Below are 15396 nucleotides of genomic sequence, written 5' to 3' on the forward strand. Positions count from 1 at the left end.
CAAGGGCCGCCTTCAGGAGTACGGCCCCCGGCTGGAACACGCGCCCAGGAACGTGGTCTACGTCGGCCGCCGCCTCACCCGGGGCGGCTGGGACCTTCCCCAGCACCCGCTGTACAACCCGTTCCAGATCGACACTCCCAAGAAGAGGCACGACGGGACGCGGGAGGAGGTGATGGCCAAGTACCGGGACCACCTCATGGGCCGTCCCGACCTGCTGGCGCAGGTCCCCGAGCTGCGCGGCAAGACCCTCGCGTGCTGGTGCGCGCCCGAGCTGTGCCACGCGGACATCCTGGCGGAGGTCGCCGACAGCAGGCGGTAGCCCATTACGTGACGGCCGTCTCGTAGGTTCCGCCGAACCGGCCGTGGATCTGGCCTGCAGGAATCGCCAGTAGAATCCGTACACGTGACTGCTGCGCCCGCAAAGCCCCGTATCCCGAACGTCCTCGCCGGACGCTACGCCTCCGTCGAGCTGGCCACGCTCTGGTCCCCCGAGCAGAAGGTGAGGCTGGAGCGACAGCTCTGGCTCGCCGTGCTGCGGGCCCAGAAGGACCTCGGGATCGAGGTGCCGGAGGAGGCGATCGCCGACTACGAGCGCGTCCTCGACCAGGTCGACCTCGCCTCGATCGCGGAGCGCGAGAAGGTCACCCGGCACGACGTGAAGGCGCGGATCGAGGAGTTCAACGCGCTCGCCGGGCACGAGCAGGTGCACAAGGGCATGACCTCCCGCGACCTGACCGAGAACGTCGAGCAGCTGCAGATCCGGCTCTCCCTGGAGCTCATGCGCGACCGCACGGTGGCCGTCCTCGCGCGCCTCGCCAAGCTGGCGGGCGAGTACGGCGAGCTGGTCATGGCCGGCCGCTCGCACAACGTGGCCGCGCAGGCCACCACCCTCGGCAAGCGTTTCGCCACGGCCGCCGACGAGCTCCTCGTCGCGTACGGCCGCCTCGAGGAGCTGCTCGGCCGCTACCCGCTGCGCGGCATCAAGGGCCCCGTCGGTACGGCGCAGGACATGCTGGACCTGCTGGGCGGCGACGCGGGCAAGCTCGCCGAGCTGGAGCACCGGATCGCCGGGCACCTCGGCTTCTCCCAGGCCTTCACCTCCGTCGGCCAGGTCTACCCGCGCTCCCTCGACTACGAGGTCGTCACCGCGCTGGTGCAGCTCGCGGCCGCGCCGTCGTCGCTGGCGAAGACGATCCGGCTGATGGCCGGGCACGAGCTGGTGACCGAGGGCTTCAAGCCGGGTCAGGTCGGCTCCTCCGCGATGCCGCACAAGATGAACACCCGCTCCTGCGAGCGCGTCAACGGCCTGATGGTGATCCTGCGCGGCTACGCCTCCATGACCGGCGAGCTGGCGGGCGACCAGTGGAACGAGGGCGACGTGTCGTGCTCGGTGGTGCGCCGGGTCGCGCTGCCGGACGCGTTCTTCGCGCTGGACGGGCTGCTGGAGACGTTCCTGACGGTGCTCGACGAGTTCGGCGCCTTCCCGGCGGTGGTCGCGCGCGAGCTGGACCGCTACCTGCCGTTCCTCGCCACCACCAAGGTGCTGATGGCCTCGGTGCGCGCGGGCGTGGGCCGGGAGGTCGCGCACGAGGCGATCAAGGAGAACGCCGTCGCCTGCGCCCTCGCGATGCGCGAGCAGGGTGCCGAGCGCAACGAGCTGCTCGACCGCCTGGCCGCCGACGAGCGCATCCCGCTGGACCGCGCCGAGCTCGACGCGCTGATGGCGGACAAGCTGTCCTTCACGGGCGCTGCGGCCGACCAGGTCGCCTCGATCGTCGCCGGCGTCGAGGAGATCGTGAAGCAGCACCCGGAGGCCGCCGGCTACACCCCGGGGGCGATCCTCTGACCCGGTTCACCCCGGCGGACCTGGAGGCCGCCCGCGACCGTCTGGTACCGGACGTGGTCGCGGACGGCCTCGACGTCCTCTTCTGCGGTATCAACCCGGGGCTGATGACGGCGGCGACGGGCCATCACTTCGCCCGCCCCGGCAACCGCTTCTGGCCCGTGCTGCATCTGTCGGGCTTCACCCCGCGGCTGCTCCGGCCGTCCGAGCAGGCCGAGTTGCTGTCGTACGGGCTCGGGATCACGAACGTGGTGGCGCGGGCGACCGCGCGGGCCGACGAGCTGACCGCGGAGGAGTACCGCGAGGGTGGACGAATCCTCCGCGCCAAGGTGGAGCGGCTGCGGCCGAAGTTCCTGGCCGTGGTCGGGGTGACCGCGTACCGAGCGGCCTTCGACGACCGCACGGCCCGTGTCGGCCCGCAGGAGCGGACGATCGGCTCCAGCCGCGTCTGGGTGCTGCCCAATCCCAGCGGGCTCAACGCGCATTGGACGACGGCGACGATGGCGGAGGAGTACGCTCGGCTGAGGCACGCCGCACGGGACCAGGCTCTTTCGTTCGGATCAGGCCCTGCGTGATCCCACGAGAGGTCCTGGGTCGGTCAGGGCGGGTCTATGGCCGTGACGACCGCGAGGAGTCGTATCTCGTCGGTCTCGTCGCGCTCGGCCACTCCCAGGGCGACCCACCGGCCGGTCCCGTCCGCCTGCCACAGATGCACCTCGTGCACGAGGTCGCCCAGCAGCGCCCAGGGCTGCGGTATCTCCTCGCCGCGCGCCCTGCGCACCCCGAGGGTCAGCATCCCCCAGCGCTGTCCCTGTCCCCACCGGTCCTTCAGCCGCTGGGCGATCGCTTCCCTCCACGCATCGAAGTCCTCCGCTGTGCGCTCCCGTGCCGCGCCGTCACCCGTGCCGAGGCCGACGCTCACCGTTAACTCGGCGATGTGGTACCCGGGCCCCCCGAACCCCACGTCCGACCTGCCGGGTCGCGCGGGGAACTCGCGCAGACACAGCCGGTCGATCGTGGCCAGGTGGTGGTCGATGGTCATGCGTCCAGTAGACCAGTCACCACTGACAATTGGCGTCGCGTCAGAGCTCCGGGGCATCAGGGGTCCTGGTGCCCTGCTCCAGGCGCCCGCGAGCAGCGCCACCGCCGCCCACACCGTCGCCCGCCGTCCCTGACGGCGCCCGGCCCTCGCGGGTGGGCGCGGTGCCGAGTACGATCCGGCCAACACGCCCACGACCTGGGAGGACGACGGTGGGGCTGACCGGCGGGGACCCCTCTCTGCTGCGACGGATCAACTCCGCCGTGGTGCTGCACGCGCTGCGCGCGACGGACTGTGCGACGCTCACCGAGGTCACCCGGGTGACGGGGCTGTCGCGGCCGACCGTCGAGGGAGTCGTCGAGGGGCTGATCGAGGCCGGGCTCGTGGTGGAGGCGGCGGCCGAGGAGGGCGCGGCCCGGCGGCAGGGGCGGCCCGCGCGCAGGTTCCGGTTCCGGGCGGAGGCGGGCCACTTGCTGGGGCTGGACGTCGGCGCGCACCGGGTGACCGCGCTCCTCGCCGATCTCGACGGCCGTGAGCTCGGCAGCCTCTCGAGAGAGGTCGCCGAGTCGGCGCCGGCCGACGAACGGCTGGAGCGGCTGCGGAGCACGGTCGCCGAGTTGCTGCGCCGGTCGGGCGTGTCCCGTGGTTCGCTGCGCGCGGTCGGGGTGGCCACCCCCGGGATCGTGGAGGCGGACGGCACGGTACGGCTGGGCACGGCCCTGCCCGAGTGGACCGGTCTGAAGCTGGGCGAACGGCTGAGCCGCTCCTTCAAGTGCCCGGTCCTCGTCGAGAACGACGCCAACGCGGCGGCCGTCGCGGAGCATTGGAAGGGCGCCGCCACCGAGTCCGACGACGTGGTGTTCGTACTGGCCGGGCTGAGCCCCGGCGCCGGTTCGCTGATCGGCGGTCGGCTGCACCGCGGCTACGGCGGGGCGGCCGGGGAGATCGGCGCGCTGCATCTGCTGGGCCGCGAGGCGAAGCCCGAGACGTTGTTGTCCACCACGGACGAGCCGCTGCAGCCGCTGGACGAACAGCAGGTGGCCGATGTGTTCGCGCTGGCCCGTGGGGGCGACCAGCGGGCCCGCGCCGCCGTGGACCGTTTCCTGCAGCGGCTGGTGCACGATGTGGCGGCCCTCGTCCTGGCACTCGACCCCGAACTGGTCGTGATCGGAGGCTGGGCGGTGGGCCTGGACGGCGTCCTGGACCCACTGCGCCATGAGCTGGCCCGCTACTGCCTGCGTCCCCCGAGGGTGGCCCTGTCGCAGCTGGGCGAGGCGGCGGTGGCGACGGGTGCGCTGCGGCTGGCGCTGGACCACGTGGAGGAGCAGTTGTTCGCCGTGGAGGGGACGGTCACGGCGCGGCGCTGAATCCGGCCGGCAGCCCGTGGGTGTCCGAACGGCGTCCCGCCCCGGGTGACCGGGGCGCGACGGGCACGGTCTCGGATGCCGGCTGCCGGGCGCGACAGGTGCGGCTTGAGGTGCCGGCTGCCGGGAGCGGCGGAGTGGTCAGGAGGCGCGGCGCTCCGGGCCGTGGTGGATCTCGATGTCGCCCCCGAAGGTCAGGCGGCAGGTGTCGGCGCGGTAGGTCGCGACGGAGACGGCCGCGGTGCGTCCGCCGGAGTGGAAGCGGGTGGTGACGACGAGGACGGGCGCACCGGGCAGCCGGTCGAGTTCCTTGGCGTCCTCGGCGCTGACCGAGCCCAGCTCGACCGCCTGGTCCCGGGCCTCCAGCGCCAGGTGCTGCAGCTCGCGCAGTACGGCACGCGCGCGTGCCGCGCCGGAGGGGGCGTCGATCGCCGAGAGGTCGGGCACCGAGGAGTGCGGGATGTACAGCAGCTCGGCGGCCACGGGCCGGCCGTGCGACACGCGGGAGCGGCGCACCGTGTGCACCTGCTCGGCCTGGTCGGTCTCCAGGAGGTCGGCCACCGCGGCGGGCGGGACCACGTCCGTGCAGTCGGTGGGCTGCCAGTCGTCGCCTGCCGCCCCCGGCCAGGTGTGCCCCTCTGCGCCGACGGCCACCCCGACGCGCGGCGGGGCGACGGTGGTGCCGACCCCGCGGCGGCGTTGCAGGCGGCCTTCCAGCTCGAGCTGGTCGAGCGCCTGGCGGAGCGTGGCGCGGGCGACCCCGAACCTGGCGGCGAGATCCCGCTCGTTGGGCAGGATCTCGCCCACGGAGAACTCGGAGTCGAGTGCTTCGGTGAGCACGGTCTTGAGGTGCCAGTACTTGGGCTCCGGCACCGATTCCAGCTGCGTGGTCCCCACCCTGTCCTCCGCGATCGCCGTGGCCCGGCGGCTTTAAGCGCCCTTGTTTTTTAAAGGTTGTTGCACTTCTCTGCGACCATAGGGCGGCCCCCACCCTTGGTCAAGACCAATCCTCGATCGACTGCCCGGCACCGTGCGCAGTGTCACAGAGTGTTCACAGTGCGTTCGCGGTCAACGGCGCGTACGACATGTCGGCGAATCCCCCGTTCACGGACTTTCCCGCCGCCCGGGTTCGCGGACGTCGTCGTACAAGGCTTCCCGATCACTCTTCCGGCTGCCGGTCGACCGGCAGGGAGGCCAGCTTGTCCGGGTTGCGGATGGCGTAGACGCACTGGACGCGCCCGTCCACCACGTCCACCTGGAACACGGTGTCGGGCTTGCCGCCGGACAGGACGAGCAGGGCGGGACCGCCGTTGAGCTCCAGGAAGCGCAGCGACATGTCCGCCGGAGGCTGCCCGGCCACGGCTGCGAGGAACCGGCCGACCTTGTCCGCGGTGTGCAGGACGCGCAGCGGTGCCTTGGCGCGACCGCCGCTGTCGCCGATCAGCCGTGCGTCCGGGGCGAGCAGTTCCATCAGCCCCTCGAGGTCGCCCTCGGCGGCCGCGGCGAGGAAACGCTCGGTCAGGTCGCGGCGTTCGGCGGGGTCGACGTCGTAGCGCGGCCGACGTTCGTCGACGTGCTTGCGCGCGCGTACGGCCAGTTGGCGCACCGCGGCCTCGCTGCGGTCGAGGGTGGCGGCGATCTCCCCGAACGGGAAACCGAAGGCCTCCTTGAGCACGAACACCGCGCGCTCCAGCGGCGACAGGGACTCCAGCACGACGAGGACGGCGAGCGAGACGGAGTCGGCGAGCACGGCGCGGTCCGCCGCATCGGGCGCCGTGTCGCCGAAGTCGGTGACGTAGGGCTCGGGCAGCCAGGGCCCGACGTAGGACTCCTTGCGGGCCTGCGCCTGACGCAACCGGTCGACGGCCAGCCGGGTGGTGACACGGACGAGGTAGGCGCGCGGTTCGCGCACGGCGTCGCGGTCGGCGCGGGACCAGCGCAGCCAGGCCTCCTGGACGACGTCCTCGGCGTCGGTCACCCGGCCGAGCATGCGGTAGGCCACCCCCATCAGGACGGGGCGATGCTCTTCGAAGACCTCGGTCGTGGTGTCGGTCGTCACCGCCCCATCCCATCCGACACGCTCCCACCCTGTCCAGGAGACAAGGCGGTTGCCGCAGCACAATGGCCGACGGACCGCCTGTGACCGAGTGGGCGTCGACACAGGGGCTACCGGCGGGTAGCAATTGCTGACAAGCTGTCTACCACATCGTCCGTGCCCCCAGACGAGGAGCAGCACCATGCCGGCCACGGTCTCCTTCAGCGTCCCCTCCCCGCACGGCCCGCGGACCGTGACCGTCTCCTACGCGCGCGTGGGCGCGGGCGAACCGCTCCTGTTGCTGCACGGCATCGGCCACCACCGGCAGGCCTGGGACCCGGTCGTGGACATCCTGGCGACCGAGCGGGACGTGATCGCGGTCGACCTGCCGGGCTTCGGCGCGTCCCCGGCCCTGCCGGAGGGGCTCGCCTACGACCTGGCGACCGTGGTTCCCGCGCTCGGCTCGCTGTGCGAGGCGCTGGGGATCGAGCGTCCGCATGTGGCGGGCAACTCCCTCGGCGGACTGCTGGCCCTGGAGCTGGGCCGCGAGAAGCTCGTACGGTCCGTCACCGCCCTCGCGCCCGCCGGTTTCTGGACCCCCGTCGAGCGCCGGTACGCGTTCACGGTCCTTTCCGCGATGCGGCAGGCCGCGCGGAACACGCCGCTGCCGGTGGTGGAGCGGCTGTCGCGCACGGCGGCCGGCCGGACCGTCCTGACGAGCACCATCTACGCCCGTCCCGGCCGCCGTTCACCCGAGGCCGTCGTCGCCGAGACCCTGGCGCTGGCCCGCGCCGAGGGGTTCGCCGAGACCCTCCGGGCGGGCACCTCCGTCCAGTTCACCGATGACGTGCCCGGGCTGCCGGTCACCGTGGCGTGGGGCACCAGGGACCGGCTGCTGCTCTACCGTCAGGGCGTTCGCGCCAAGCGGATCATCCCCGGGGCCCGGCTGGTGCGCCTGCCCGGCTGCGGGCACGTCCCGATGAACGACGACCCCGCGCTGGTCGCCAGGGTCATCCTGGACGGCAGCCGCTGACCCGGCCGGGCGGTCTGGGACGGGCGGCCTCGGCCGGTTCGGCGCCACTCCGTCGTCCGCGCACCGGACGGCGGCCGACGACGGTGTTCGACCGGTGCCGGGTTGCGCCGCCTGTCAGGCCCACATGTCCGGGAAGGCGTACGGGTGACGGCGGAGGCCACGCGCGTGCCGGGCGCCCTTCACCGTGCTGCCGGGGCCCGTTGTTCACTCGGGGTTTCCGTGCGCGCCGTGGCGCACCAGTAGGTGTTGCGGTGCCCATTGGCCGGAATACGTCCCTGGAGGCGCATCCCATGTCACACCGTCCCTCCCCCGCCCGCCGCAGCGTGCTGCGCGGCTCCCTGGCCGCTTCGGCGGCCCTGACCCTGCCCACCGCGCTCGGCGCGGCGCCGGCGTTCTCCCTGTCGGGACGCCCGAAGGCGGGATGGGGCGTCCAGGCCGGCGACGTGACCGCCCACTCCGGTCTGGTCTGGGTGCGCTCCGACCGCCCGGCCCGGATGATCGTCGAGACCGCCGCGACCGAGTCGTTCCGCAACCCGCGCAGATGGCAGGGGCCGCTGCTGGGCCCGGACACCGACTTCACCGGCACCACGCGGCTGCACGCGCTGCCCGCCGGCGAGCAGATCCACTACCGGGTGCTGCTGGCCGACCCGGACGACCCGCGCCGCACCGGCGAGCCGGTGACCGGCACCTTCCGTACGACACCTCTCCAGCGGCGCCGCGGGGTGCGGTTCCTGTGGTCGGGGGACCTGGCCGGGCAGGGCTGGGGCATCAACCCGGACCTCGGCGGTTACCGGATCTACGACGCGATGGCGAAGCTGGACCCGGACTTCTTCCTGTGCAGCGGTGACAACATCTACGCCGACGGCCCCATCTCGGCCACCCAGGCCCTGCCCGACGGCGGGACCTGGCGGAACATCACCACCGAGGAGAAGTCCAAGGTCGCCGAGACCCTGGCCGAGTACCGCGGCAACTTCCGGTACAACCTGCTCGACGAGAACCTCAAGCGGTTCAACGCCCAGGTGCCGTCGATCATCCAGTGGGACGACCACGAGGTCCGCAACAACTGGTACCCGGGCGAGGTGATCGCCTCCTCCGACACCCGCTACACCGAGAAGAGCATCGATGTGCTCGCCGCCCGGGCCCGGCGCGCGTTCAGCGAGTACTTCCCGATCTCGACGCTGCAGCCGGGTGACAAGCACGGCCGGGTGTACCGGGTGATGCGGCACGGACCCCTGCTGGACGTCTTCGTGCTGGACATGCGCACCTACCGCGACCCCAACTCGCCGGACAGCCAGACCATCGATCCGCAGGGCATCCTGGGTGCCGAACAACTGGAGTGGCTGAAGAGGGAGCTGGCGGCATCCCGCGCGGTCTGGAAGGTGATCGCGGCTGACATGCCGCTCGGCCTGGTCGTGCCGGACCCCATGGAGAACAAGCCCGACTTCGAGGCGGTGGCACAGGGTGACCCGGGCGCGCCGCTCGGGCGAGAGCTGCAGATCGCGGAGCTGCTGCGGTTCATCAAGCACCGGAGGATCACGGGCACGCTGTGGCTGACCGCCGACGTGCACCACACCTCGGCGCAGCACTACCACCCCTCGCGGGCGGCCTTCGGCGACTTCGAGCCGTTCTGGGAGTTCGTCTCGGGTCCGCTCAACGCAGGCGCGTTCCCGGCGAGCGCGCTCGACGGCACGTTCGGTCCGGAGCGGGTGTTCGTGAAGGCGCCGACCGCCTCGAACGTCTCCCCCGCCGGCGGTTACCAGTTCTTCGGTGAGGTCGACATCGACGGTGACAGCGCTGAGTTGACGGTCCGTCTGCGGGAGCAGGACGGTACTGTTCTGTTCGCCCAGGCGCTGCAGCCGGGGCGCGTGGGCCAGTAACGGGCCCGCCGCTTCGGCTACCCTCGATCACCACGCCGCGCACCGGCGTCATCCCCCGGTGCGCGGCATCCCGGTCGCCGCCGCCTGCATATCTCGTACAACAGGCAACAAAAGGGACAGATCTACACTTAACCGATCAGTCACAAAGCGTTCGTGATCACGCAACACCCTTCCTGCACAGTACTTGCATGACTCCAGACATGTCTGACGTGAGGCGCGCCAGGAACGGCCGCCCGGTGCACCACTGGCGACGCGACCTGGTGGAACTCGCCGCCCTGTTCACAGCGGTCGCGGTGGCGGACGTGACGGCCAACCTGGTCGGACACGGGCCCGACGGACCCGCCCTCCTCGTCATCTCGGCGGTGGCGCTGGTGGCGACGGCCGCGTTCCACACATGGTGGTCACGCCGCCACGGCCATGCGCCGCCCTCGGCCGATACCGGCGCCCGGCCGCTCCCCGAGGCGGAGCAGGCCGGGCCGTCCGGGACCGACGCGGCCGACGGGGCGAACACACTGTGGCGGATGCGGACGACGGTGAAGGACGAGCCGGGCTCGCTGGCCGCGCTGTGCACGGCCCTCGCGAGGCTGCGCATCGACATCCTCAGCCTGCAGACACACCCGCTGACGCACGGCACGGTCGACGAGTTCCTGCTGCGGGCGCCCGCCGACGTGGAGGCGGGCGCGGTCACCCGGGCCGTGTCACAGGCCGGCGGCGACGGGACCTGGATCGAGCGGGCCGACGCACACGACCTGGTGGACGTCCCGACCCGGGTGCTCGGACTCGCCGCGCGTACCGCCCTGGACGCGGCAGAACTTCCGCTCGCACTGCGGCAGTTGCTCGGCCGGTGCACCATCCGTTCCCTGCCCGCCGTCTCCCCCGGCTCCGGCCGGGCCCAGGAGGAGGCTCCCGTGGAGGGCGCCCTGGAGGACACGGTGATGCGGCTGCGGGCACCGGAAGGCGGGGTGATCACGGTGGAGCGGCCGTATCTGCCGTTCACCCCGACGGAGTTCGCGCGGGCACGCGCGCTGGTGGAGCTGGACACGCGGCTCGGTCCGCGCATCCCGCGCAGCCAGGACGTGCTGACGCTGCCGGAAGGAAACGCGATCACCGTGCGGCGCGCCGACACCTCCGACCTGAAGGCGGCGAAGGAGATGCACGCCCGGTGCTCGGCACGCACGCTGGGCATGCGCTACCACGGGCCGGTCCACGACGCGGATCGCTATCTGGGCCACCTGCTCAGCCCGCGCTTCGGCCGCACCCTGGCCGTGCAGACGGGATCGGGCCGCATCGTCGGCCTCGGTCATCTGCTGTGGGACGGTGACGAGACGGAGGTCGCGCTGCTCGTCGAGGACGAGTGGCAGCGGCGCGGTATCGGCAGCGAACTCCTCGGCCGTCTGGTGTCGATGGCGGTCGAGGCGGGCTGCGAGAACGTCTACGCGGTCACGCAGGCGTCCAACACCGGCATGGTCGCCGCGATGCGCGGCCTCGGGCTGCCCCTCGACTACCAGATCGAGGAGGGCACTCTCGTCATCACGGCCCGCCTGGACGCGACCCCGGTGGCGTCGCGCCTGCCGTACGGAGAGGCGTACGAGCGGCCCGGCTCGAGGGGCGCGCGCGACTGACGACTCGCCCACGCACGACCGACGGGGAACGGCCCGGCGCACTCCGCCGGGCCGTTCCGCTTGCCGGGACCGGGCCCGCTACCGGCCCGCGACCTCCTCCCGGAGCCGACCGTCTGCGCCCTGTTCCGCCCCCAGAGCCCGCTCCAGGTCGGCCCACAGGTCCTCGACGTCCTCCAGGCCCACCGACAGCCGCAGCAACCGGTCGCTCACCCCGGCGCCCCGGCGGTCCGCGGCGTCGACGATGCGGTGGCTGATGGACGCCGGATGCTGGATGAGGGTGTCGACGCTGCCGAGGCTCACCGCGGGCGTGATCAGCCGGACCCCGGCGATCACCGCGTGGGGATCTCCGTGCACCTCGAAGGCGACCATGGCGCCCCCGATGCGGGGGTAGTGGACACGGGCGATCCGCGGGTCGGCGGCGAGACGGCGGGCCAGTTCGGCCGCGGTGGCGGACGCCGCCCGCACCCGTACCGGCAGCGTCGCGAGGCCGCGCAGCAGCAGATAGCCGGCGAGTGGATGCAGCACCCCACCCGTCGCGAAGCGCACCTGCCGCAGCCGGCGTGCCAGTTCCTCGTCGCAGGCCACCACCCCGCCCATCACGTCGCCGTGCCCGCCGAGGTACTTGGTGGCGCTGTGCAGCACCAGGCGCGCCCCCTGCTCGACGGGCCGCTGCAGCACGGGCGTGGCGAAGGTGTTGTCCACCAGCAGCGGAATCGAGCCGCACGCGTGCGCGACCGCCCGCAGGTCGACCTCCGCGAGCGTCGGGTTGGCCGGGGACTCGACCATGACGAGGCCGGTGTCCGGGCGCAGCGCCTCCTCGATGCCCGCCGGGTCGGTCCAGGTCACCTCGGAGCCCAGCAGCCCGGCGGTCAGGAGGTGGTCGCTGCAGCCGTACAGCGGTCGTACGGCGACGACATGCCGCAGGCCCAGCGCGCCCCGGGCGAGCAGCACGGCGCTCAGGGCGGCCATGCCGCTGGCGAACGCGACCGCGCTCTCGGTGCCCTCCAGGCGGGCGAGCGCGGTCTCGAAGCGGGCGACGGTCGGGTTGCCGAGCCGTCCGTAGACGGGCGGGCCCACCAGCTCGGCGCCGTCGGCCGCGAAGGCGTCGAGGCGGGCGGCCTCGCCCCGGCTGTCCGGGGAGGGGTAGGTGGTGGACAGGTCCAGGGGCGGCGCGTGCAGCCCCAGGCCGACGAGATCCTCGCGTCCGGCGTGCACGGCCTCGGTGGCGAGCGCCCGGCGCCCGGACGGACCGCTCGCGGGGAATCCGTTCCGCGTGTCATGAGTACGGGAGTCCATGGACGGCAGACTGAACACCGGCCGGGGTCACGGCGGCGAAACCCGTGTTACGTTCGGCGCATGGCCGAATCCGTCGTACTGGACCCGGTGGATCTGCATCTGCTGCGGCTTTTGCAGAACGACGCCCGGGCCACCTACCGCGACCTCGCCGCGCAGGTCGGGGTCGCGCCCTCGACCTGCCTGGACCGGGTGACCCGGCTGCGCCGCTCGGGCGTGATCCTCGGCCATCAGCTGCGGCTGGACCCGGCGAAGCTGGGACGCGGCCTGGAAGCGCTTTTGTCGGTACAGGTCAGGCCGCACCGGCGGGAGTTGGTCGGTCCGTTCGTGGAGCGCATCCGGGCGCTGCCCGAGTCCCGTACCGTCTTCCACCTCACCGGCCCGGACGACTACCTCGTGCATGTCGCGGTGGCGGACATGGCGGATCTTCAGCGACTGGTGCTCGACGAGTTCACGGCACGGCGCGAGGTGGCGCGGGTGGAGACCCGCTTGATCTTCCAGCAGTGGGACTGCGGCCCGCTGCTCCCGCCGGGACAGGCCACCGCGTGAGCCGTGCCGGCACCCGATCGGCAGGGATGGAGGTTCTTGCTCGCAAGGACCCCTAAGCCGAGCGCTGAATCCGCGTGACGCGCACCACGGGGCCGTATGAGGATTGTCCGCATGTCTGACACGACCAGAAGCCTTCTGCCCCGGGAGGTCGCCGACACCTACGTCGACGACCTCGTCGCCCTCGACCCGGTCACCGGCACGTACCTCGGCGTGAAGGAGAGCTCGAGCAAGCTGCCCGACACCTCGCCCGCGGGCCAGGACGCGCTCGCCGAGCTGGCGCGAAAGACCCTCGCCCGGCTCGACGAGGCGGAGCGCCGGCCGGGCGCGGACAGTGACATCGAGCGTCGGTGCGCGCGCCTGCTGCGCGAGCGGCTCACCGCCGAACTCGCCGTGCACGAGGCCGACGAGGGCCTCAGGGCGGTGAGCAACCTCTCGTCCCCGGTGCACTCCGTGCGCAACGTCTTCACCATCACCCCCGTGGCGACGGAGGAGGACTGGGCGGCGGTCGCCGAGCGGCTGCGCGCCGTGCCGGCCGCCCTGCGGGGCTACCGGGAGTCCCTGGCTCTCGGCCTGGAGCGCAAGCTGCATGCCGGTCCGCGCCCGACCGCGACCTTCATCGAGCAGCTCACCGAATGGTCGGACAAGGACGGCCAGGACCGCGGCTGGTTCGAGGGCTTCGCCTCCCAGGGCCCCGACGCGCTGCGCGCGGAGCTGGACGAGGCCGCCCGCGCGGCGACCGCTGCCGTCACGGAGTTGCGCGACTGGATGCGTGACGTGTACGCGCCGACGATCGAGGGGGCGCCCGACACGGTCGGCCGTGAGCGTTACGCCCGTTTCGCGCGCTACTTCAACGGGACGGACCTGGACCTCGACGAGGCCTACGCGTACGGCTGGTCGGAGTACCACCGCCTCCTCGGCGAGATGAAGAAGGAGGCCGAGAAGGTCCTGCCCGGCGCCGCGACCCCCTGGGTGGCGCTCGCGCACCTGGACGAGCACGGCACCCACATCGAGGGCGTCGAAGAGGTCCGCGCCTGGCTGCAGGGGCTGATGGACGAGGCGATCGACGCACTGGACGGCACGCACTTCGAACTCGCCGAGCGGGTGCGGAAGGTCGAGTCGTGCATCGCGCCGCCCGGCAGCGCCGCGGCGCCCTACTACACGGCTCCCTCGGCGGACTTCTCCCGACCGGGCCGCACCTGGCTGCCGACGATGGGGCAGGACCGCTTCCCGGTCTACGACCTCGTCTCGACCTGGTACCACGAGGGCGTCCCCGGCCACCACCTCCAGCTCGCCCAGTGGGCGCACGTGGCCGACGACCTCTCCCGCTACCAGGCGACGGTGGGCATCGTCAGCGCCAACGCGGAGGGCTGGGCGCTGTACGCCGAGCGTCTGATGGACGAACTGGGCTTCCTCACCGACCCGGAGCGGCGCCTCGGCTACCTGGACGCCCAGATGATGCGGGCGCTGCGGGTCATCGTCGACATCGGCATGCACCTGGAACTCCGGATCCCGGCGGACTCTCCGTTCCACCCGGGCGAGCGCTGGACGCCGGAGCTGGCGCACGAGTTCTTCGGCTCCCACAGCAGCCGCCCGGCGGACTTCGTGGAGAGCGAGCTGATCCGCTACCTGTCGATGCCGGGCCAGGCGATCGGCTACAAGCTGGGCGAGCGGGCCTGGCTGCTGGGCCGCGAGAAGGCCCGGGAGCGCCACGGTGACGCGTTCGACGCGAAGGCCTGGCACATGGCGGCGCTCTCGCAGGGCTCACTGGGCCTGGACGACCTGGTGGACGAACTGTCGCGCCTCTGATCGCGGCACGGACGGCCGGACCTCCGCCGGGTCCGGCCGTCAGCGGCGGAAGCCGCCCTCCGAGCCGATGACCTGGCCGGTGATCCAGACCGCCTCGTCCGTGGCGAGCCAGGCGATGAGCCGGGCCGGATCGTCGGGCATGCCCCAGCGCCCGGCGGGGAACCGCGCGGCGACGGCCTCGTAGGCGTCACCGGTCAGGTAATCGGTGTCGACGGGGCCCGGGTTGACCGTGTTGACGGTGACGGCGTGCTCGGCGAGGGCCGTGGACAGCGAGCGCGTGATCGATGCGAGCGCGCCCTTCTGGAGCGCGTACGCGATCTCGCCCGGCATGCCGTCCCCGAGGTCCTGCCCCGAGGTCATCATCACCACCCGCCCGCCCGGGGTGCCCGGCGGCAGCCCGGCGCGCAGCCGGGCGTACGCCTGCACCAGGAGGAGCACCGAGCGGGTGTCCACGGCCCAGTGCGCGTCCAGCATGGCGGCGTCGATGGTGTCGAGGGTGCCGTCGCTGCCACTGAGCGCGTGGTTGGCGACGAGGATGTCGATCCGGCCGCCCAGCGCCTCGGCGGCCCGCGCGACCAGCTCGGCAGGAGCCGTCGGGTCGGACAGGTCGGCGGGGCCGTCCGCGACGGGCGCCCCCGGGTCGCCCAGCGCCGCGCGCACTGCGGCGACCACGTCCTCGACGCGGTCGGCGCCCCAGGGCATGTCCGCGTCGTGCGGCACATGGTGGTGCAGATAGACGCCGGCGCCGTACGCGGCCAGCCGCCGGGCCACCGCGTACCCGATGCCGGCGCGCCGGCTGGCGCCGGTGACGAGCGCGGTGCGGCCGCGCAGGGGCAGCGGATCGCGGCGGAGCTCTTCGTGGGTGGGGTGCGGAAGTCGGGGCACGGTGCCATGGTGCGGACGGCGGGCGCAGCCCGCACCCGGTTTTCCGACCC

General features: G+C 72.7%; 14 protein-coding genes. 9 read left to right on the plus strand and 5 right to left on the minus strand.

The annotated features are described in order from the left end of the window. From C3488_RS32480 to mug, 3 genes are all read left to right on the plus strand, one after another. Window positions 1–319, plus strand: a 319-nt coding sequence (locus tag C3488_RS32480) for a DUF4326 domain-containing protein (protein WP_103844466.1), incomplete at its 5' end; no start/stop codon positions are given. Between the two features lie 84 nt (window positions 320–403). Further along, entirely contained in the window at window positions 404–1846 is a 1443-nt protein-coding gene (gene purB, locus C3488_RS32485) for an adenylosuccinate lyase (protein ID WP_103844467.1), read from the plus strand. After that, window positions 1843–2418 (plus strand): G/U mismatch-specific DNA glycosylase, encoded by a 576-nt coding sequence (mug, locus tag C3488_RS32490; protein WP_103844487.1) that lies wholly within the window; start codon window positions 1843–1845, stop codon window positions 2416–2418. The genes purB and mug overlap by 4 nt, the downstream gene beginning before the upstream one ends. A gap of 23 nt (window positions 2419–2441) precedes the next feature. Here mug and C3488_RS32495 read toward each other — a convergent pair whose 3' ends face one another. Continuing rightward, window positions 2442–2885, minus strand: a complete 444-nt coding sequence (locus C3488_RS32495; RefSeq protein WP_103844468.1) for a hypothetical protein — start codon at window positions 2883–2885, stop codon at window positions 2442–2444. A gap of 209 nt (window positions 2886–3094) precedes the next feature. Between C3488_RS32495 and C3488_RS32500 the strand changes: the two genes are divergently transcribed. Continuing rightward, on the plus strand, window positions 3095–4249 hold the full coding sequence (locus tag C3488_RS32500; RefSeq protein ID WP_103844469.1) for an ROK family protein: 1155 nt from the start codon (window positions 3095–3097) through the stop codon (window positions 4247–4249). Window positions 4250–4387: 138 nt separating this feature from the next. Here C3488_RS32500 and C3488_RS32505 read toward each other — a convergent pair whose 3' ends face one another. After that, on the minus strand, window positions 4388–5143 hold the full coding sequence (locus C3488_RS32505; protein ID WP_103844470.1) for a GntR family transcriptional regulator: 756 nt from the start codon (window positions 5141–5143) through the stop codon (window positions 4388–4390). 262 nt (window positions 5144–5405) lie between these two features. Beyond that, on the minus strand, window positions 5406–6305 hold the full coding sequence (locus C3488_RS32510) for an RNA polymerase sigma-70 factor (protein ID WP_103844471.1): 900 nt from the start codon (window positions 6303–6305) through the stop codon (window positions 5406–5408). 178 nt (window positions 6306–6483) lie between these two features. Between C3488_RS32510 and C3488_RS32515 the strand changes: the two genes are divergently transcribed. From C3488_RS32515 to C3488_RS32525, 3 genes are all read left to right on the plus strand, one after another. Next, window positions 6484–7314 carry an alpha/beta fold hydrolase gene (locus C3488_RS32515; protein WP_103844472.1) on the plus strand — a complete coding sequence of 277 codons (831 nt, stop codon included), beginning with the start codon at window positions 6484–6486 and terminating at the stop codon, window positions 7312–7314. 290 nt (window positions 7315–7604) lie between these two features. After that, window positions 7605–9191: an alkaline phosphatase gene (locus C3488_RS32520; RefSeq protein ID WP_103844473.1), complete on the plus strand. Its 1587-nt coding sequence runs from the start codon at window positions 7605–7607 to the stop codon at window positions 9189–9191. Between the two features lie 200 nt (window positions 9192–9391). Then, window positions 9392–10813: a GNAT family N-acetyltransferase gene (locus tag C3488_RS32525; protein WP_258053805.1), complete on the plus strand. Its 1422-nt coding sequence runs from the start codon at window positions 9392–9394 to the stop codon at window positions 10811–10813. A 78-nt stretch (window positions 10814–10891) separates the two neighbouring features. On the opposite strand, the gene C3488_RS32530 is transcribed toward C3488_RS32525, so the two are convergent. Then, window positions 10892–12109 (minus strand): PLP-dependent aspartate aminotransferase family protein, encoded by a 1218-nt coding sequence (locus tag C3488_RS32530; RefSeq protein WP_103844488.1) that lies wholly within the window; start codon window positions 12107–12109, stop codon window positions 10892–10894. 60 nt (window positions 12110–12169) lie between these two features. On the opposite strand from C3488_RS32530, the gene C3488_RS32535 reads away from it, so the two are divergent. Then, window positions 12170–12655 (plus strand): Lrp/AsnC family transcriptional regulator, encoded by a 486-nt coding sequence (locus C3488_RS32535; protein WP_103844475.1) that lies wholly within the window; start codon window positions 12170–12172, stop codon window positions 12653–12655. 111 nt (window positions 12656–12766) lie between these two features. Continuing rightward, complete coding sequence (locus C3488_RS32540) at window positions 12767–14461, plus strand: DUF885 domain-containing protein (RefSeq protein ID WP_103844476.1); 1695 nt, start codon at window positions 12767–12769, stop codon at window positions 14459–14461. 39 nt (window positions 14462–14500) lie between these two features. On the opposite strand, the gene C3488_RS32545 is transcribed toward C3488_RS32540, so the two are convergent. Continuing rightward, window positions 14501–15346 (minus strand): SDR family oxidoreductase, encoded by an 846-nt coding sequence (locus C3488_RS32545; protein ID WP_103844477.1) that lies wholly within the window; start codon window positions 15344–15346, stop codon window positions 14501–14503. Between the last annotated feature and the right edge of the window lie 50 nt (window positions 15347–15396).

Source organism: Streptomyces sp. Ru72, assembly GCF_002920635.1.
GTDB lineage: Bacteria > Actinomycetota > Actinomycetes > Streptomycetales > Streptomycetaceae > Streptomyces.

Excerpts from the sequence above, each read along its gene's own strand:
- C3488_RS32530 (WP_103844488.1), bottom strand. The coding sequence starts at position 12,109 with ATGGACTCCCGTACTCATGACACGCGGAACGGATTCCCCGCGAGCGGT.
- C3488_RS32495 (WP_103844468.1), bottom strand. The coding sequence starts at position 2,885 with ATGACCATCGACCACCACCTGGCCACGATCGACCGGCTGTGTCTGCGC.
- C3488_RS32520 (WP_103844473.1), top strand. The coding sequence starts at position 7,605 with ATGTCACACCGTCCCTCCCCCGCCCGCCGCAGCGTGCTGCGCGGCTCC.
- C3488_RS32535 (WP_103844475.1), top strand. The coding sequence starts at position 12,170 with ATGGCCGAATCCGTCGTACTGGACCCGGTGGATCTGCATCTGCTGCGG.
- C3488_RS32525 (WP_258053805.1), top strand. The coding sequence starts at position 9,392 with ATGTCTGACGTGAGGCGCGCCAGGAACGGCCGCCCGGTGCACCACTGG.
- C3488_RS32540 (WP_103844476.1), top strand. The coding sequence starts at position 12,767 with ATGTCTGACACGACCAGAAGCCTTCTGCCCCGGGAGGTCGCCGACACC.
- C3488_RS32515 (WP_103844472.1), top strand. The coding sequence starts at position 6,484 with ATGCCGGCCACGGTCTCCTTCAGCGTCCCCTCCCCGCACGGCCCGCGG.